The sequence below is a fragment of the Pseudomonas sp. PA15(2017) genome (assembly GCF_001945395.1).
Taxonomy (GTDB): Bacteria; Pseudomonadota; Gammaproteobacteria; order Pseudomonadales; family Pseudomonadaceae; genus Aquipseudomonas.
In genome coordinates, this window is the sequence record NZ_MSXV01000003.1 from 24,460 (window position 1) to 42,699 (window position 18,240).

General features: G+C 64.2%; 15 protein-coding genes and 3 pseudogenes. 5 read left to right on the forward strand and 13 right to left on the reverse strand.

Features of this window, described 5'->3' with window-relative positions; genetic code table 11:
• The first annotated feature begins 42 nt into the window (after positions 1-42).
• Positions 43-1,134, forward strand: coding sequence for a catalase family protein (locus BVH03_RS01340; RefSeq protein WP_075959519.1), 1,092 nt, complete (start codon positions 43-45; stop codon positions 1,132-1,134).
• 69 nt (positions 1,135-1,203) lie between these two features.
• On the opposite strand, the gene BVH03_RS01345 is transcribed toward BVH03_RS01340, so the two are convergent.
• The 5 genes and pseudogenes from BVH03_RS01345 to BVH03_RS27110 form a co-directional block, all read right to left on the reverse strand.
• Entirely contained in the window at positions 1,204-1,980 is a 777-nt protein-coding gene (locus tag BVH03_RS01345; RefSeq protein ID WP_075959520.1) for a hypothetical protein, read from the reverse strand.
• Positions 1,981-2,163: 183 nt separating this feature from the next.
• Positions 2,164-2,718: an ankyrin repeat domain-containing protein gene (locus tag BVH03_RS01350; RefSeq protein ID WP_371915328.1), complete on the reverse strand. Its 555-nt coding sequence runs from the start codon at positions 2,716-2,718 to the stop codon at positions 2,164-2,166.
• A gap of 82 nt (positions 2,719-2,800) precedes the next feature.
• Positions 2,801-4,339, reverse strand: coding sequence for a catalase (locus BVH03_RS01355; RefSeq protein WP_075959521.1), 1,539 nt, complete (start codon positions 4,337-4,339; stop codon positions 2,801-2,803).
• Between the two features lie 304 nt (positions 4,340-4,643).
• Positions 4,644-5,507: a methyl-accepting chemotaxis protein gene (locus BVH03_RS27105; protein ID WP_371915329.1), complete on the reverse strand. Its 864-nt coding sequence runs from the start codon at positions 5,505-5,507 to the stop codon at positions 4,644-4,646.
• Between the two features lie 39 nt (positions 5,508-5,546).
• Positions 5,547-6,566 (reverse strand): annotated as a pseudogene (locus BVH03_RS27110) (methyl-accepting chemotaxis protein); the annotation flags it as partial.
• Between the two features lie 261 nt (positions 6,567-6,827).
• Here BVH03_RS27110 and BVH03_RS01365 point away from each other — a divergent pair.
• Positions 6,828-7,520 carry a DUF421 domain-containing protein gene (locus BVH03_RS01365; protein ID WP_075959523.1) on the forward strand — a complete coding sequence of 231 codons (693 nt, stop codon included), beginning with the start codon at positions 6,828-6,830 and terminating at the stop codon, positions 7,518-7,520.
• A 262-nt stretch (positions 7,521-7,782) separates the two neighbouring features.
• Here BVH03_RS01365 and BVH03_RS01370 read toward each other — a convergent pair whose 3' ends face one another.
• Positions 7,783-8,706 carry an AraC family transcriptional regulator gene (locus BVH03_RS01370; protein WP_075959524.1) on the reverse strand — a complete coding sequence of 308 codons (924 nt, stop codon included), beginning with the start codon at positions 8,704-8,706 and terminating at the stop codon, positions 7,783-7,785.
• A gap of 114 nt (positions 8,707-8,820) precedes the next feature.
• Between BVH03_RS01370 and BVH03_RS01375 the strand changes: the two genes are divergently transcribed.
• Positions 8,821-9,732 (forward strand): alpha/beta fold hydrolase, encoded by a 912-nt coding sequence (locus tag BVH03_RS01375; protein ID WP_075959525.1) that lies wholly within the window; start codon positions 8,821-8,823, stop codon positions 9,730-9,732.
• Between the two features lie 73 nt (positions 9,733-9,805).
• Here BVH03_RS01375 and BVH03_RS01380 read toward each other — a convergent pair whose 3' ends face one another.
• The 3 genes from BVH03_RS01380 to BVH03_RS01390 all read right to left on the reverse strand — a co-directional run bounded on the left by BVH03_RS01380 (position 9,806) and on the right by BVH03_RS01390 (position 12,380).
• On the reverse strand, positions 9,806-10,141 hold the full coding sequence (locus BVH03_RS01380) for a hypothetical protein (RefSeq protein ID WP_075959526.1): 336 nt from the start codon (positions 10,139-10,141) through the stop codon (positions 9,806-9,808).
• A 210-nt stretch (positions 10,142-10,351) separates the two neighbouring features.
• Positions 10,352-11,695, reverse strand: a complete 1,344-nt coding sequence (locus tag BVH03_RS01385; protein ID WP_075959527.1) for an APC family permease — start codon at positions 11,693-11,695, stop codon at positions 10,352-10,354.
• Between the two features lie 442 nt (positions 11,696-12,137).
• The gene (locus BVH03_RS01390; protein ID WP_075959528.1) at positions 12,138-12,380 is read right to left on the reverse strand and encodes a hypothetical protein; all 243 of its coding nucleotides are present in this window, start codon (positions 12,378-12,380) and stop codon (positions 12,138-12,140) included.
• A gap of 388 nt (positions 12,381-12,768) precedes the next feature.
• Here BVH03_RS01390 and BVH03_RS27115 point away from each other — a divergent pair.
• Positions 12,769-13,851: pseudogene (locus BVH03_RS27115) on the forward strand (HAMP domain-containing protein); the annotation flags it as partial.
• Between the two features lie 264 nt (positions 13,852-14,115).
• A pseudogene (locus tag BVH03_RS27120) lies at positions 14,116-14,709 on the forward strand (methyl-accepting chemotaxis protein); the annotation flags it as partial.
• On the opposite strand, the gene BVH03_RS01400 reads toward BVH03_RS27120, so the two are convergent.
• The 4 genes from BVH03_RS01400 to BVH03_RS01415 form a co-directional block, all read right to left on the reverse strand.
• Positions 14,706-15,149, reverse strand: a complete 444-nt coding sequence (locus BVH03_RS01400; protein WP_075959530.1) for a thiol-disulfide oxidoreductase DCC family protein — start codon at positions 15,147-15,149, stop codon at positions 14,706-14,708. The pseudogene BVH03_RS27120 and the gene BVH03_RS01400 sit on opposite strands and share 4 nt — an antisense overlap.
• A 114-nt stretch (positions 15,150-15,263) precedes the next feature.
• Positions 15,264-16,061: a hypothetical protein gene (locus tag BVH03_RS01405; RefSeq protein WP_075959531.1), complete on the reverse strand. Its 798-nt coding sequence runs from the start codon at positions 16,059-16,061 to the stop codon at positions 15,264-15,266.
• Between the two features lie 99 nt (positions 16,062-16,160).
• Positions 16,161-17,330 (reverse strand): MFS transporter, encoded by a 1,170-nt coding sequence (locus tag BVH03_RS01410; RefSeq protein ID WP_075959532.1) that lies wholly within the window; start codon positions 17,328-17,330, stop codon positions 16,161-16,163.
• Between the two features lie 97 nt (positions 17,331-17,427).
• Positions 17,428-18,234, reverse strand: a complete 807-nt coding sequence (locus tag BVH03_RS01415) for a hypothetical protein (protein WP_075959533.1) — start codon at positions 18,232-18,234, stop codon at positions 17,428-17,430.
• Positions 18,235-18,240: the final 6 nt, after the last annotated feature.

Consider the following 18,240-nt stretch of genomic DNA (forward strand, 5'->3'; position numbering starts at 1 on the left):
GATGCCCCATAAAACAACGATAACCGTAACCGAGGTGCCTGCATGCAGCCTATTCAGCCGCTACCGTTTCAAGCTGATTTCGAACAGCCCGGCGATGACGAAGCCGACACCATCCAGGAAATGGTCGAGGTGATGCGCAGCATCGGCGACAAGACTTACGAGGACACCGGCCACGGACTGCGCACCGTACATGCCAAAAGCCATGCGCTGATCCAGGGAACGCTGCACGTGCTCGACGGCCTGCCGCCCGCCTACGCCCAAGGCGCCTTCGCCACGCCGGGGCATTATCCGGTGATCATGCGCCTGTCCACCAATCCGGGCGACATCCTGGCCGACAGCGTGTCGACCCCACGCGGCCTGGCGATCAAGATCATCGGTGTAGCCGGCGAGCGACTACCCGGCAGCGAGGGCGACCGCACCCAGGATTTCGTGATGCAGAACGCCCCCGCCTTCACCGCCCCCGACCCGAAGGCCTTTCTCAAGACGCTGAAACTGCTGGCCAAGACCACCGACCGCGCCGAAGGCCTCAAGAAAGCGCTGTCCGCCGTGCTGCGCGGCACCGAAAAGGTGGTCGAGGCATTCGGCGGCGAGAGCCCTACGCTCAAGAGCCTGGGCGGCCATCCGCAGACCCATGTGCTGGGTGAAACCTTTTACACCATGGTGCCGGTGCTCTACGGCCCCTACTTCGCCAAGCTCAGCGTGGCGCCGGTCAGCGCCGAGCTCATCGCCTTGACCGACGCCCCGGTGGACTTGAAGGACAAACCAGACGGCTTGCGTCAGGCCGCCTGCGAGTCACTGGCGCAACATGGCGGCGTATGGGAAGTACGCGTGCAACTGGGCGTCGACATCGACAAGACGCCGATCGAGGACGCTTCGGTGCAATGGCCAGAAAACCTGTCGCCCTATGTGGCAGTAGCGCGTATCGAGATACCGATACAGTCCGCCTGGGACGAGGAACGCGCTGCGCGGATCGACGATGGCATGGCCTTCAGCCCCTGGCACGGCCTGGCGGCGCACCGCCCCCTTGGCGGCATCATGCGCTCGCGCAAGCCGGCCTACGAGATGTCCGCCAGGCTGCGCGGCCAGCGTAATGGCTGCCCGATGCACGAGCCGACGGCGGATGTAAGGCCTTAGTTCAGGTACAGCCGTACTGAACATCCGATCGAGAGGGGCACGAGGAGGCGTGGCGCCTTGCCGGTTCGGCTACCCGACATCCTTGCGCGTGGTGCGCTCGTTGCTGACCCGCGCGCGGCGAAAGTTCCAGCCCAGGAACAGCCGCGAGGCCAGGTTGTCGCGGCTGTGGGGTTCGCCGTAATGCAGTAGCACGGTGGAGCGCAGCGCCTGCGGGTCGCAGGGCTCGTTGGCGTGCAGCGAGCGGTAACCCCAGAAAAAGTAGGCGTTGCCGGGCACGATCTTGATGGTGACCGGTTTCAGCCAGCCGCGTTTGACCGCGAAGGTGACCAGCTTTTGGGTCAGGGTGTTCTGCATCACGGCCTTCTCCAGAATGTTGAAATACAGGTTGGAGCGGACGTTGCGCAGGTTGGGGAAGAAGATGAAGTCGCCGCAATAGCGACCCTCGGTGGGTGTGACCAGCGGGATCAACGCCGTAAGCGCCGCGGCGTCGTAGTGGAAGTAATAGGACTCGCGTTTGCCGGTCTGCCCCTGCAGGCAGCGCAGCGCCGGAAAGATGTCCGGTGAGCGCGGCGGCTGGCCGATGCCGCCCTGGTAGATCCGCCGGAACAGATCCTTGACCTGGGGCGAGACGCTCATCTGCTCGAAGATGCTGCCCTTCACGGCAGCCTGGCCCTGCAGGGCGAAATACTCGTGCTCGTGGCGCTCCACCTCGTATTTGACATGGGCACGGGCGGCTTGCAGTTGTTCCTCGCTGAGAAACCCTTCGATAACGGCATACCCTTGCTGCTGCATGTCATGGAGCAGGCGCGGCACCACCTGCGGGTCGGCTTTGGCGAAGTCGGGCATGGGGGCGGCGTCCTTAACTGAGAGCGACGATCAGGCTGCAGACGACTCGATGCATGGTGCTTTCGAATCGCCTGCAATTGATACAGGTTTTCACTGTGTAGCTACTGGAACGCCGCAGCACCCGCTTTAGCGCGCGGTTTCTGACGAATGGGTGCTGGCCTTAAGATGGCCATCACGCCTCGATCAGGGCTGTTGCGCCGACCAGCCCGTGCGTATTTCACCGTTATCCAGGCCCTGCACCGAATTGCCGAAAGCGTCCCTGGCGTTCAGGTCGGCGCCCTTTTTGGCCAGGCCATCGAGCATTTCCTTGCGCTGGAACAACGCCGCATACATGGCCGCTGTCTGGCCGCTGTCGTTGCGCTGATCGGGGCTGCAGTCGGCGTCGAGCAGGCGCCTGGCGATGCGTACCTCGCCCTTGAATATCGCGCCCATCAGCGCGGTATTGCCACGTCGGTCCTGGGCGCAGGCGTCCGCCCCTGCACCCAGCAGGCGCTCCACCGCGGCGCGGTGGCCGTGGTAGGCCGCCAGGATCAACGCGGTGTAGCCCTTCTCGTCTGCGCTATTGAGGTTGTAGCCGGCAGCGACGAACTCATCGAGCATCGCCACGTTGCCCTCGCGGGCGGCCTGGAAGTAGTAGTCGCGCAATTGCGCCTGGATGCGCTCGGCATCCGGCTGCGGTGTGCCGGCCAGCAGCGGTGTGGCGCTACTCAGGGCCAGGGTGAAACAGAAGGTACGCAGCATGCAATCCTCCCAAGCGGCATTGCGCCGCATCTGTCGCGGCGTGCGGCTCGCCCGAGCCGCACGCCATGGGCTGCCAAACTTAGTCCTGCAGTTTGGCAGCCAGCGCCTTGACGCGGGCCAGGTCGCCACCAGCCACCTTGGCCAGGCCTTCGCCGTATTGCGCATCGGCCTTGTAGAAGAACGACAGCATGATGTGCTTGCTCTCGTCTTCGGCCTCGGCCAGAGCGCCGCCCAGGCTGGCGATCAGGTCGCCCCGCATCTTCTTGTCATAGGAGCGGTACAGCTCACCGGCCTGCTTGAAGTTCTGCTCGCGCTGAATCTTCTTCTGCTCGGTGCTGCCGCTCAGTGGCAGGTTGCTGTAGCGCGCATGCTCACTGGCCGGGCGCGGATTGATACGGCTGGGCTCGTAGTTCACCTCGGTGGTGGTATGGCCGCTGTTCGCCGCGCCGTCCTGGTTGCCGTTGTTGACCGGCACCTTGGCCTGATTGATCGGCAGGAAGGCATGGTTGGCGCCCAGGCGATACATCTGCGTGTCGGCATAGGAGAACAGCCGGCCCTGCAACAGACGATCCTCGGAGGGCTCGATGCCCGGCACCAGGTTGGAGGGCGCCATGGCCACCTGCTCGGTTTCCTGGAACACGTTGTCCGGGTTCTTGTTGAGCACCATCTGGCCGACTTTCTTGTAGGGCACGTCCGGCCAGATCTTGGTGGCGTCCAGCGGGTCGAAGTCGTACTTGGCCAGGTCAGCCGGTTCGAGCACCTGGATGTATAGATCCCACTTGGGGTAGTCGCCGGCGTTGATCGTGGTGATCAGGTCGCGGCTCATGTGGTTGAAATCCTTGCCCTGAATCTGTTCGGTCTGCTTGGGGTCGTTGTTCTTGATACCCTGCTGGCTGCGCCACTGAAACTTGACGTAGCGATACTCGTTCCTGGCGTTGACCAGCTTGTAGGCGTGCACGCTGTTGCCGTTCATTTGCCGGTAGTTGGCCGGCGTTCCCTCGTTGGAATACAGCAGCGTCAAGGTGCGAGTCGCCTCGGGCACGTGGCTGAAGAAGTCGAACTGGGTGCGATTGCTGCCGTAGTTGGTGTTTGGGTCGGGCTTGAAGGCATGCACCATATCCGGGAACTTGATGGCGTCACGGATGAAGAAGGTCGGGAAGTTGTTGCCGACCAGGTCCCAATTGCCTTCGCTGGTGTAGAACTTGGTGGCGAAGCCGCGCGGGTCGCGCAGGGTTTCCGGGGAGTGGTTGCCGTGTACCACGCTGGAGAAGCGCACGAACACCGGCGTGGTAGTGCCCTTGGTGAACACCTTGGCGCGGGTCAGGTCGGCAATGTCTGCCGTGGCGGTGAACTCGCCATGAGCGCCGGTGCCGCGAGCATGCACCACGCGTTCGGGGATACGCTCGCGGTCGAAGCGCTGCAGCTTCTGGATCAGTTGCACGTCCTGCAGCAGGGTCGGGCCCGTGCTGCCGGCGGTCTGAGAGTTCTGGTTATCGCCTACCGGTGCGCCATTGTCGCGGGTCAACGGCGCCGCGTGGGCCGACAGTCCGAGCAACGAAGCGGACAACGCCGCAGTCATCAAGCCAAGGGTGGGCGCCCATGGGGTCGTGGGTTTCATCGGTGAATCCTCGTCGTTTTTATGAGTACTTGCGCGTCATGCGCTTGCACTAAATTACGAGAGGCCCGCCGCTTCGCTAAATTGGAAAAAGGCAGTGCCATGATAGGCAATGTTTATTATCCGATAGAGCGAGGTCGTGATAAGCGAAGCGGTAATAACCCGCCGCACATGTAGGAGCGTCGCCCCGGCGTAAGGGTTCGTGGCCATGCCGCGATTACGGCGCAGACCAGACCATTCGCCCCGAGGCAGGGCTCCCACAGGACGCCGGCCGGCCCACGCTATCTCGGATAACCCACCCTGCGCCTCACACCCGGAAGTGGCTGACCATGGTTTGCAGTTGATTGCCCAGACGCGCCAGCTCGACGCTGGAGGCGGCGGTTTCTTCGCTGGCCTCGGCGGTCTGCTCGGAGATGTCGCATACGTTGACCACGCTGCGGCTGATCTCCTCAGCCACTGCGCCCTGCTGCTCGGCGGCAGCGGCGATCTGCTGGTTCATGGCCTGGATGTTCGACACCTTGCTGGTAATCGCGCCCAGAGCGTCACCGGCGCGGCGGGTCAGCGCCACGCTGCTGTCGGTCAGCTCGCGGCTGCCCTGCATGATCACCGCCACTTGCTGGGTGCCCTGCTGCAGGCCGGCGATCAGCCCCTCGATCTCCTCGGTGGACTTCTGCGTGCGCTGGGCCAGGCCGCGCACCTCGTCCGCCACTACCGCGAAGCCACGCCCGGCCTCCCCGGCCCGCGCCGCCTCGATGGCCGCGTTGAGGGCCAGCAGGTTGGTCTGCTCGGCTACGGCCTTGATCACGTCCATCACCCCACCGATCTTCCTGCTCTCGCTTTGCAGCTCACCCATGGCCTCGCTGGAGCGGCTCACTTCGGCGGCCAGGCGGTCGATCTGGGCGATGGCCTCGGCGACCACGCGATCCCCCTGGCTCGCTTCCCGGTCTGCGTCCACGGCCGCTTGGGAGGCCTCCGCCGCGCTGCGGGCGACCTCCTGCACGGTGGCGGACATCTCCTGCATGGCCGTGGCCACCTGATCGGTCTCCACCTTCTGGCTATTCACCCCGGCGCTGGTCTGCTCGGTCACCGCGGACAGTTGCTCGGCCGCGCTGGCGATCTGGGTGACGCCATCACGAATGCCACCGATCAATTCGCGCAGGGTGCTGCCCATGCGCCCGATGCCCTGCTGCAGCACGCCCAGCTCGTCACGGCGGCTGACCTGCAGCGTGTGACTGAGGTCGCCACTGGTAATGCGCTCGACAGCGATCAGGGTTTCCTGCAGCGGCGTGGTGATCTGCCGGGTAATCAGCCAGGCCGAGAGAATGCCCACCAGCAGTGCCAGCAGCGTCGCGGCAGTCATCATGCGGGTGGCGAAGGCGCTGTCGTCATCGCGCAGGGTGACCTGCATGGCCAGCAATGTATCGCTGCCCTTGACGATCTCCTGCACCTGGGCGGTCATCGTATCGCGTAGCTGCACGCGCTCGGCGGTTGCCGTACGGTAGGTGACGAGCAGGCTGCGGTAGTCGCGCACGGTGCTTTCCAGCTGCTGGATCACCTCGCTGTAGTCACCGGCAAAGGCCGTGGTCAGGCCGTCGAGGCCCTGGTCGACCCGCTCGATCTGCTGGTTCAGCGCCTGTTCGGTGCGCTCGCTGACATCGGCGGTGTAGTTCAGCACCCGGTAGCGCAGGGTCTGCACGTCGTCCTTGGTGCGAGCGATGGCCTGGTAGCGTGCGAAGCCCGTTTCGCTGCCGGCAGCATTGCGTGATACCTCGTCCCTGACGCGGTCGATCAGCTCACCGGCGCGGTCGGCCAGGTCGACCATCTCGACACGGGTCTTGTTGGCAGTGGCGTACAGCAGGCTGGTCTTGTCGTAGGCCTGCTGGTACTGCTCGATCAGCTCGATCTGCTGCTTGATCAGGCGGATGTTCTCCGGGTTCTGGAAGTGCGGCAGGATTTCCTGTTGCCGCTGAGCCAGCGCACGAATCTGCTGCTGTACCTGCTCGCCCTCCGCAACGCCGCCATTGGCGAGCAGGTACTGCAAGCGCGCCACACGCAGGTCGGTCAGGGAGTGGGTCAGCTCGTTGACGTCCGTCATGCGCTCGCTGCGCTGCACCACGCTGCTCAGGCTGGTCCAGCCGACAAAGGCCAGGGCCATGGTCAGTAACAGAACCAGGCCAAAGCCCAAAGCCAATTTGCGGGTGACACTGATGTTGCCAAACCATGCCTTCATGGATCGCTCCGACTACTCGAACAGATGATCAGAAAAGTGCGCGATGGCCGGCCGTGTTGCCCAAGGCTAAGCCCAAAAGCAGCGCTCAGCATCGCGAGATATCACTTTGATATCGCATTGACGTGATACCGCTCACCTTGGTTCAACCAATTTGCAGGCCAGCTCGTCTAGCACGGCGCTTCGCTGGCCGGGCAGATCGAGTTCGACCCATTCCGATGCCAGGCGGTCTCAATCCACATAGGCAGGTTGGCGGAGCGGTGGATGAGCGCGTTCGATTGGCAGCGCATGCTGCTGGGTGATTTCCCATTGCTGTTTCTGGGTGAAGTGGCGTTTCGTGCGCTGTTCGCCTTCGTGGTGGTGTTCGTGTTTCTCAAGGTCAGCGGCCGGCGCGGCATTCGCCAGCTGTCGCTGTTCGAGCTGGTGGTGATCCTCACCCTCGGCTCGGCGGCCGGTGACGTGTCGTTCTACGACGACGTGCCGCTGCTGCCGGTGGCCATGGTGTTCGTCACCCTGCTGGTGCTGTACCGCGCCACCGTGACGATGATGCGCCGCAGCGAGCGCATCTCCGACTGGATGGAAGGCAAGCCCGTGACCATCATCAAGGACGGCCTCTACGAGCTGAACAGCCTGGATCACCTGAACATCTCGTCCGACGAGTTCTTCATGGAGCTGCGCCAGCAAGGCGTCGAGCACCTGGGCCAGGTGCGCCTCGGTATTCTGGAAACCGACGGCGACATGAGCCTGTACTTCTTCGCCGACGACGCGGTAAAGCCCGGTCTTAGCGTGTTGCCGACCGAGCACCGCCATGACTACCAGCAGGTGCCCGAGACCGGCACCTACGCCTGCGTGCGCTGCGGCTACACCCAACAGATGGCCGGCGGGCAACCGCAAAGCTGCCCGCGTTGCAGCCAGAGCACCTGGTCGCCAGCGCTGAGCCACCAACGGCAGCGCTGAAGCAGGACAGCCCTGCAAAAAACACCTGAACGGATCCGCGCCGCCGCGCCTCTACCTTTCCATCGCGCCGGCAACGAGGCGCCCCAGATAAGGCCCGCACCATGACTGCATTTCTGATCGGCTCGGCAGTGGTATTCCTCGCTCTGTTCGTGATTGGCCTGTACTCCGGCGTCACCCTGCTTCACGAACTCGAATAAACACTACGCTGACAATAAACCCGGCAAATGCCGGGTTTTGTCCTTTAGCGGCAGGCACTTCTCCATCACACGCCCAACGCGGCTCCGCGTTTTACTGCGCCCGGCGACACGCCCACTGAACGTTTGAAGGCCCGGCTGAACGCTGCCAGCGAGCCATAGCCAAGTGCCTCGGCCACCCGCTCGACCGATACTTGCTCATCACGCAGGCGCTGCAGCGCCAGGCGCATCCGCAGGTCAGTCAGGTAACGCAATGGCGCGACACCCAAAGCGCGCAGAAAGCGCTGCGCGAACACCGAGCGCGACTGCCCTGCTTCGCCTGCCAACGCGGCTACCGTCCACGGCCGCTCCGGGTGCCTATGCATCGCCAGCAGCGCCTTGCTCAACCGCGGGTCGTGCAGCGCACTGATCCACCCGCCCGCCTCGCCATCACCGGCAGTAATCCAGCCCCGTACGACCAACGCAGCCACCACCTCGGCCAGCCGCGCCAGGATGCCGCTGTGGCCGGCCAGCAGTAGCAGGGACTCGCGCTCCATCGCCTCGAGCAGTGGGCGAATCTCCGGCGCGCAGTTGAGCAGCGTGTCGACACGCATCACCTCCGGCATAGCCGCCACCAGCGGCTGCATGCCGCCCAACTCCAGCTCCATGCAACAACTGAAGATAATCGCCGCCTGCGGATCGCACGGCTGAGCGTCGGCCGGCAGACTCAGGTCGAACGCCTGAATGGCGCGGCTGCCAACCTGCGGCGTCGCCAGCATTGCATGCTGCCCGCCGCGGGGCAGCAATAGCGCATCGCCGCTTTCCAGGCGGTGCATGTCGCCACCTGGGCTGCGCAGCCAGACCGGCCCACGCGCCACGAAATGAAACTGCCCGCGCCCCAGCTCATTGGTAAAGCCAATACCCTGAGCCGCCCGCACCGTGAGGCGACGAAACTGCACACCGCAGAGGCGCATGCCGCCCAGCAGCTCGCTGATCAGGTCATTCGCGCTCATGATGGTTCCTCAGAAGATCAGGACGATCGATCAATAATCAAAAACGAAGCGTCATGGATCGTCCCAGATCAGCGCCATAGACTCAACGCCATTCGTTCAGCCCCAGGAGCCCCCATGTATCCCTCGTACCTTTCCAGAACAGTGCGCGGTCTCTGGCTAGCACTGCTGATCGCTGCATTTTCCAGCGGCGCTTTGGCCACCGAAAAACACTACCGCGTGACCACGCCCGACGGCCTGCAACTGGCCGTGCAGGAAGCGGGCAATCCCCATGGCCCGGCCATCGTGTTCATCCACGGTCTGCTGGGCAGCCGGCTGAACTGGCAACGCCAGATCGAAAGCCCAGCGTTGCAGGGTTACCGGTTGATCACCTACGACCTGCGCGGCCACGGCCTCTCCGACAAGCCGGCCGACAGCAGCGCCTACAACGATGGCCGCCGCTACGCTGACGACCTGGCAGCCGTGCTAGCCGCCACAGGTGCCAAGCGGCCCGTGCTGGTGGGCTGGTCCCTGGGTGGGCTGGTGATGTCCGACTATCTGGCCGCCCATGGCGATGCCGCTATCGGCGGGGCGGTCTACGTCAATGCCGTTATCGAACTGAGCGAAGCGCTGATTACCCCGCACCCCGAGGTGTACGCCGGCCTGGCCTCGGACGACCTGAAAACCCACCTTGATGCCCTGCGCGCCTTCGTGCGCCTGTGCTTCCACACCCAGCCCGATGCCGACAGCATGGAGCTGCTGCTGACTAACGCAGCGATGGCCTCCTGGCCGATGACCCGCGCCATTCCAGGGATGCGCAGTGCGGCCGCTGACGGGCTACCCAAGGCGCAGGTGCCGCTGCTGTTGCTCTACGGCGCCAGGGACCAGCTCGTGCAGGTGCAACCGAGCATCGCCCGCGCCCAGGCGCTCAACCCGCGGGCGCAGGCGAAACGTTATGCGCAGTCCGGGCACGCGCCCTTTTTCGAAGAAGCCGAGCGCTTCAACGGGGATCTGGCGGCTTTCATGAAGACTGCCGCAGCCAGGCGGTAGACGTGAAAAAGCCCGGCCATCCCTGGTCGGGCTTTCACACTGGGGCTCTGGATTCGGGCCAGTGGCCCTGGCCTTACTGGCCGAACGGCGCGGGCCGGCTGTTGCCACTGCCCTTGTTCTGGCAATAGGCGGAAGGCTGCATCAGGCCGAAGCTGGCGACAGCGAAGGAGGCGCCGCTGGCGCCGCTGGGCACGGTGCAGTTGTAGTCACCCGAACTCGTACGCGCGACGAAATAGGTCTGCATGGAGTCGCTGCGCACGTTGCCGACGCTGCTTACCGGCTCACCCAGGTTGGTCTCGGCCAGCGACTTGAGCTTGTCTTCGGACGGTTTGATATTGCTGCAACCAGCAAGGCCAACGAACAGGGCGCCAAGCAGCGCGAAGGTGGTGACCGGGGAACGCAGTTTCATGGTGTGCTTCCTTGAAATTGTAGTGATGCTCCACAACGAACGGTTGCCTCGCCGCGATTGCGCAAGGGCTTGAAAACGTTGGAGATACCACCGAACCATAACCCCGCATCACAGCCCGGTCATTAGCACAGGCGTGCTAATGGCACTATGAAACCGAGTGCAATCATCCGCTGCGTGTCGCCTTGCCTAAGCCGCCGACAGCCGCCCTGCTCAGCTGTCCACCACCTCGTAGTCCTCAGCCTTCAGCGGCTTCACACCGCCGGCCCGGGTGATGCCATACAGCACCACGCCGACCAGCAACAGCGCGCCGGCACGCAGCCAGGTTTGCGCATCCTGCTGGCTCATCAGCAGCAGGCACGAGGCCACGCCGAGCACCGGCACCCAGGTCGGCACACGGAAGTGATCCGCTTCAACCTTGTCCCGGCGCAGCACCAGCACCGCCAGGTTGGTGCTGATGAACACGAACAGCAACAACAGCACCACGGTTTGCGCCAGGGTGGCTAGCGAGCCGGTCAGCGTCAGTACGATAGCCACCAGCGTGGTCGCCACGATGGCCGCCGCCGGTGTGCGCCGCTCTGCCAATACACCGCCCAGCAAACGCGGCAACAAGCCCTGATGGGCCATGCCATAGGCCAGGCGGCTGGCCATGATCATCGTCAGCAAGGCGCCGTTGGCCACGGCGATCAACGCGATAAAGGCGAAAAGCTGCGCCGGGATGCCCAGCCCCGAGGCCTTCACCACCTCCAACAGCGGTGCCGTGGAATGGGCCAACTGCTCGACAGGCATCACCACCGCCGCACCGATGGCCACCGCCATATAAATCGCTCCGGCAATCAGCAAGGCGCCAAACAGCGCCCGTGGGTAGGTTTTGCGCACGTCACGAATTTCTTCGGCCAGATTGGCCGAAGTCTCGAAACCCACGAAGGAATAGAACGCCAGCAGCGCCGCACCGAGCACCGCATAGGCCGGGTTGACCCCCGCCTTGAACTCCACCACCCGGCTGAAATCCCCCTCGCCGCCGCGCAGGAACCACGCCGCAGCGACTATCACCAGCAGCAGCCCGGACAGCTCGATGGTAGTCATCACCAGATTGGCCGACAGCGACTCCTTGATGCCGCGTGCATTGAGCAGGCCGATCACCAGCAGAAAAACCAGCGCCGCCACATGGGCGGGAATGTCGACGAAAGCCGCCAGGTAATCCCCGGCGAACGCCAGGGACAGCCCCGCCGCACTGGTCACCGCCGCCGCCAGCATGCAAAAGCCCACCAGAAACGACACCAGCGGCGACTTGTACGCTCTGGCCGCAAACACCGCCGACGCGCCGGCATGGGGGTACTTGGTGACCAGCTCGGCATAGGAGCCCGCGGTGAGCAAGGCAAAACCCAGGGCCACCAGCAAGGCGACCCACACCGCACCGCCCACCTCGCCGGCAATCACCCCGGCCAGGGCATACACCCCGGCGCCGAGCACGTCCCCGAGGATGAACAGGGTCAGCATCGAGCCGGTGATGGCGCGTTTCAGGGGTGGGCTTGGCGGGGTATTGGCGGTGGGCATCGTTCACGTCCTGTTGGTAGTGCGCAGGTGCGGCGACAGCCGCCTGCAGACCGGTCATGGCTGACCGTTACATTTTGAAAGATGCCGCCCACCGGCAAAGATTCAACAAGCCAGCCGGCCGGTATGCCGGGGCCAGGACCTGATTGGAGCGCAAAGGACGAGTCGAGCGGTTTTGCCGGCAAGCCCTACGGCTGGCGGGAGCGTAGGCGTTGCCGGGTGACTGCACCCGCCCACCCCAATCGTTGCAACGGAATAGACGGCGCCAGGAAAGGCCACCACCGACCTGCTTCTGTGGGAGCGCGCCATGGGCGGGAAATCAGGGGCGAGGCCCTTTCTCGGATGGGTGGTGGCCCGTCGCTTGGGTCGGGCCAGGTAGGTGAAACCCATGGAGATTTCGCCGGGTTTCACCGGAGGCTAGCGCCTGCAGATCGACAACCGACGCTTAGCGCTCATTCGTTCTGGCGGTGCCGTTTTCACGCTCGTCCAACGCATCCTGATCCGAACCCGGGTTGCCCGCCGGCGGGTTCCACTCCACCCGGTTCTTCTTCGCCTCGGCTTCGTTGCTGCCCTGCTTGGGTTCCGACTTGGCCTTTTCCAGCCCCGAGCCGTGCCCTGCCCCGGTATCCACTCCCTTGTCGCTGGAGGACTCGAAGGCGGATTCTGATTGGTTATGTTCGACTGCCATGACAACACTCCCGTAACGACGCAGGACATCTGCGCATACCGTTCTGAAAGGCCGCCCGGGCCCGGAGTGCAATGCTTTCGACAGGCGGCAGCGCCAGCGAACAGCGAGACGGACGGCGCGTTGCGCGGCTGAAGCAATTGCCAGGGCCGCCGATAACCTGCCAGTCCCTATTCAAATGGCTGTTCTCATGTTCAATCGGCTCTCCATCCAGTTCAAGCTGACCGCCCTCGCCGGCCTCTGCCTGTTCCTGGTCGTGTCCCTGCTGGTGCTCGTCTCCCAGTTCTATGCGGCGCGCAGCAGCGATGTCGTCAAAGGCACCAGTTTCCAAATGCTCGGCGACTCCGCGCAACTGCGGCTGCAGGCCATCGGCGAGGCACAGGCGCAAAGCATGCGCAGCGAATTCCTCGAGGTTTACCTGTACGGCATCGGCCTTGCCAAACAGGTTGAGCTGCTACGTAAACAACACGCCAAGGGTGTGCTCAGCGCCGCGACGCTGCGTAGCGACCTGACCGCCGTGCTGGCCGATGCGCTGAAAGCGCGCCCCGAATCCCTGGGTATCTACATCGCCTTCGAGCCCAACGGCCTGGATGGCCAGGATGCAGCCTTCATCGACGACGAAGCCGCGAGCAGCAACGAGGTGGGCCGCTTCGCGCTCTATTGGGCGCAGAGCACACCCGGCGCGTTCGAAGCCGAAGTGATGACCGAACAGGAGTTGGCCGACACCACTCCCGGCCCCAGCGGTGCAGCCTACAACGCGTGGTACAGCTGCCCGCTCAGGACCGCCACGGCGTGCCTGCTCGACCCTTACGTCGACCAGGTGAATGACCAGCCCGTGCTGATGACCAGCGTGGCCCTGCCCTTGCAGGACGGCGGCAAGGTGATCGGCGTGATCGGTATCGACATCAGCCTGGCCGCGCTGCAGGCACTGGCCGAATCCGCTAACCGCAGCCTGTATGACGGCCAGGGCGACATCAGCATCATCAGCCCCGCCGGGCTGCTGGCGGCCTACACCCGGGACGCGACCCAGCTCGGCAAGCCTCTGGACAACGCCGACCAGGTCCAGGCCAGCGCACTGCGACAGGCGCTGCAGGCCGGCCAGCCTTCGGTGGTCTCGAGTGAGCAGTCCCTGGGCGTCATGCAGCCCGTGAAACCGATTCCCGGGGCCAAGACCTGGGGCGTTCTGATCCAGGCGCCGAAACCGGTGGTGCTCACCCGCGCCCTGGCCCTCGCCGACACCCTGGAGGCGCAGCGTACCCGCGACAGCATGATCTCCTGGCTGGTGGGCATCGGCGCCATCGTGCTGGGCCTGGTGCTCATGAACATCATGGCGCGCCGCGTCACCCGCCCGATCCTGTCGGTCGCCGATAGGCTCGACGACATTGCCAGCGGCGAAGGTGACCTGACCCGCCGTCTCCAGTACCCGCGGCAGGACGAACTCGGCCGCCTGGCCGATGGCTTCAATCACTTCCTCGACAAGCTGCAGCCGATCGTGGCCAAGGTGAAGGACTCGGTGCAGTCCGCCCGCCAGACCGCCGATCAATCCGCCGGTATCGCCACCCGCACCAGCCAGGGCATGCAAGCGCAGCTCAGCGAAGTCGAACAGGTGGCAACCGCCTCCAATGAAATGAGCGCGACCGCCCAGGCCGTGGCGCAGAATGCATCCGAGGCCGCCGCCGCGGCACGCAGCGCCGACGAAGCGACCCGCGAAGGCCTCCAGGTGGTCGACCAGACCACCCAGCGTATCGAGCGGCTGGCCCATGACCTCGGCACCGCCATGCGCGACGTCGAAGGCCTGGCGGCCAGCAGCGAGCAGATCGGCTCGGTGCTCGAAGCCATTCGCAGCATCGCCGAGCAAACCAACCTCCTTGCCCTCAACGCCGCCATCGAAGCCGCACGAGCCGGTGAAGCGGGCCGTGGCTTCGCCGTCGTCGCCGATGAGGTCAGAAGCCTGGCCATCCGCACCCAGGTCTCGATCGAGGAGATCCGCCAGGTCATCGAACGCCTGCAACAAGGCACCCGCGACGTGGTGGACTCCATGCACGATGGCCACCTCCAGGCCCAGGACAACGTCAGCCACGTCGCCCTCGCCGTCAGCGCCCTCAAGCGTATCGGCGATGCGGTCTCGGTGATCACCAGCATGAACCTGCAAATCGCCAGCGCCGCCGAAGAGCAAAGCGCCGTCGCCGAGGAGATCAACCGCAACGTGTCGGGCATTCGCGACGTCACCGAATCGCTGGCCGAACAGGCGGACGAGTCCGCCCAGGTCAGCCGCTCGCTGAATGCCCTGGCCAACCACCAGCAGGGGTTGATGGATCAGTTCAAGGTCTAGGGCTTTTTATGCAGGGCCTTGCTGGTGTGGGGAACCGCACAATTCTGCCCTTTACAGCGGGTGGCTCCATCGGGATGAGGCAGCCATGCCAGGTGCGGGCGCCAGCGACAAAAAAGCCGGTAGGCAACGTTCAGCACCGGCCTGGCCCAGCGCCATGACAGGGGCGCAGCCCAGAAGCCGAGGCCAGCGGCGCGCCAGCTCCACAGCGTTGCGTCGAGGCCGGTGACCCAGGTCCCGTCGGCAAACCTGGCGTGCAGTAACGACTCCATCTGCGCAAAGGTAAGCGCCATGGATTCGGGCTCGAAACCTTCTTCGCGGATATCCACGAAACGCAGGCGCTCCGGGGCGGCGCGCCCGCGCAGGGTGTTTATCTCCCGGGCGCAGAGTGGGCACTCGCCGTCAAAATAGAGGGTCAGCGGCCATGTTGGTTTTCTGTCCATTAACGATCAGCCCCGTCGCGATTTTCCATACCCGATGCCCAGGATCCCACGCCGACAATCATCACCTCGGATAGATGCAGATCTTGCCTCCGAGACGGTCGGCCCCTCCCCCAATCAACCGCCATTGCCGGCAATGGTCAGGTAATCCGTATAGAGCTGAGGTGCGCCTGAAAAAGATGCCAGCTCACGCCACTCTTCGTTCATGCGCTCCGCGTCCTGGTGCTCGCGTACGAACTGGAGCGCCCGCTCGGTAGAGACATCGAGTTCCGGGTGGAAGGCATTGAGGGACTCCAGGCTTTCGATTTCCAGCATGACCACGTATTGATCGATGCGGCTGCCACCCTGGCATTTCATCATATGGAATTTCCAGCCCGGATAGTCGGCGATGCGGTGGATATTACTGGTGATGAACTGTTCGAAGGTCGCCGGGGATACACCGGGCCGCAGCGCCAGGTTATGAATACCGATGACCCTAGCAACGGGTTTCTGCCCGGCCAGCGCCTGGTAGTTGGGTCCCTCCGGCAGCGTGCTGCGGGTATTCTCGGCGACCTGCGCGTAGTGCGAAAAGATGGTGGGTCGCTCGGAGAAGGTCGCGAAGGTCTTCCATTGCGCGATCAGCTCCAGGGCCTGGGGGCGCTGCTGCCAGAAGGCCTGGGCCAGCGCGGTGTGATCGCCGTTGGCGTCGATATAGCGGGCGTAGTCCTCGGCGCTGGGTGCTTCATGCAGCATCAGGTATTGATGCTGCCGCTCACCGCGCAGGCCCTTGAGCAGCGTCCATTGCCAGCCGGGGTAAGCCGGAATCTGGATGCCGCGCTCACGGGCGAAGGCTTCGAAATGCGCGGCGGTGACGCCTTTCTTCAGATTGAGGCCGATATAGTGCAGGCTGAATACAGGCCCGGATACGTTGTTCATGGGGACTCCCTGGTAGTTAGCGACAGGACACTGGGAAGGTTGCAACCGCGCGAGCCCCTGGCCCCTCGCGGCAACGACGTGAGGCGAAAGGAACACCGATCAGCCGGCACCGTGACGGGCAATGCGCCGGGCGCTGGCACAAATCAGCAACATGATCACGATCCCCGCGGAGAACGCTGCGGTCAGGCTCCAGTGCCGGGCCACCACGCCAATCAGTGCCGGGCCGCTCAGCAAGCCCGTGTAGCCGATCAAGGTGACCGCAGACAGGGCGAAGCTCGACGCAACCCCGGGCTGGTTGCCAGCGGCGGTGAACAGGATGGGCACGATATTGGACAGGCCGATGCCGGTAAGCACGAAGCCCGCCAGCGCAACGCCTGGCAGATCGATCGCCACGACCAGCAGCAGCCCCAGCGAGGCGCAGGCGCCGCCCAGCATCAGCATGCGCTGGCGACCATGGGCGTTGACCAGACGGTCGCCATACAACCGGCATACGGCGACGGCGATCGCATACAGCGTAAAACCGACCCCGGCATGGCTCTTGTCCAACCCGCGCTCGGTGTGCAGGAACACCGCCGACCAATCCAGCATGGCCCCCTCGATCATGAACACGAAGAAGCACAGCACGGCGATGAACAGCACTCCGGGGTGAGCCAGCGCCTGCAAGGTGCCGCCGGACTCGCCGCTATCCCTTACTCGCCTGGCCAGCAAATGACCGCGGGCGGACAGGGTGAACAGCGCGATCAGCAATACGATCAGGCCGATGGCTTGCAGCGGCGTCAGCCCGGCCCACAGCAGCAGGGTGACCCCGCCGGCACCGGCCACACTGCCAATGCTGTAGAACCCATGGAAACCGGACATTCTGGCCTGCCCGCTTTCACGCTCGACGATGACCGCCTGGGCATTCATCGAGACATCCAGCAGGCCATTGGCCGCGCCGAACACCAGTAACACGGCCGCCATTTCCCAAACGGAGCTGGCAAGCATCATCAAGGGCAGCACCACACAGAAGATCGCCGCGCAGCTCAGGATCAGCTTCTTGCAACCGAACCTGGCGATCCCACGCCCTGCCAGCGGCATCACCAGCATGGCGCCCGCGGCGATACAGAACAGCAACAGGCCCAGCGTACCTTCATCGATGGCCAAGTGGGTTTTGACGAAAGGAATCAGCGGCGCCCAGGACGCCATGCCGAGCCCGGCGACAAAGAAGATATGGCGGGTGGCACGCTGCTGGAGGCGATTGGTGGCGACACTCGGGCAGGCTGCATTCATGGCACGAAACTCTAGGTTCTTGTTATGAGCGGCGGTGGCCACGCTTGCACTGCAGCGCAGCCCACCGCGGTTCGCCAGGGCAGGGAAACGCCTGCGCTCAGCCCAGGCTTTGCGCCACCGACAGGTAATCGGTGTAGATCTGCGGCGAGCCGGAAAACGACGCGAGTTGCTTCCACTCCTCGTACATCTGCTTGGTATCGCGATGCGCCTGGGCAAACAGCGCGGCCTGGTCGGTGGCGATATCCGGTTCCGGGTAGAACACGTCGAGCGCCTGCAGGCTGGCTATCTCCATCATCACCACGTACTGATCCAGCCGGTTGCCCCGCTCGCCCTTGAGCAAATGGAATTTCCAGTCGGGATAGTCCTCGATGCGGTGGTGGTTCTCGGCGATGAAGGTCTCGAAGGTGTGCGCCTCGACGTCTTCAAGCAGCGCCAGGTTGTGAATGCCGATGACCCGCGCTACCGGCTCCTGGCCGGCGCGCGCCTGGTAACGTGGGCCGCGGGGCACGTCGCTCCTGGTGTTCTCGGCCAGCAACCGGTAATCCGTGTAGAGGGTCGGCCGTTCACTGAAGGTGGCGTAGCGCTTCCATTGGCCGAGAATATCCAGGGCCTCTGGCCGCTCGTGCCAGAACTGGCGGGCAAGCGGGGTCTTGTTGCCCTCGGCGGTCAGGTACAGGTCGCGCTGCGCGGCGCTCTGTATTTCGAAAAGCATCAGGTATTGCCCGGCCCGCTCGCCGCGCAGGCCGCGCAACAGGGTCCAGTTCCAGCCGGGATAACAGGGAATGTGCACGCCCTTTTCCTGCACGAAGCCTTCGAATTGCTCGGGCGTTACCCCGGCCTCGGTATCGATGGCGATGTAGTAGAAGCTGAACACCGGCGCGGCTGAAGCGTCTGGCTGTGTCATTGGCGG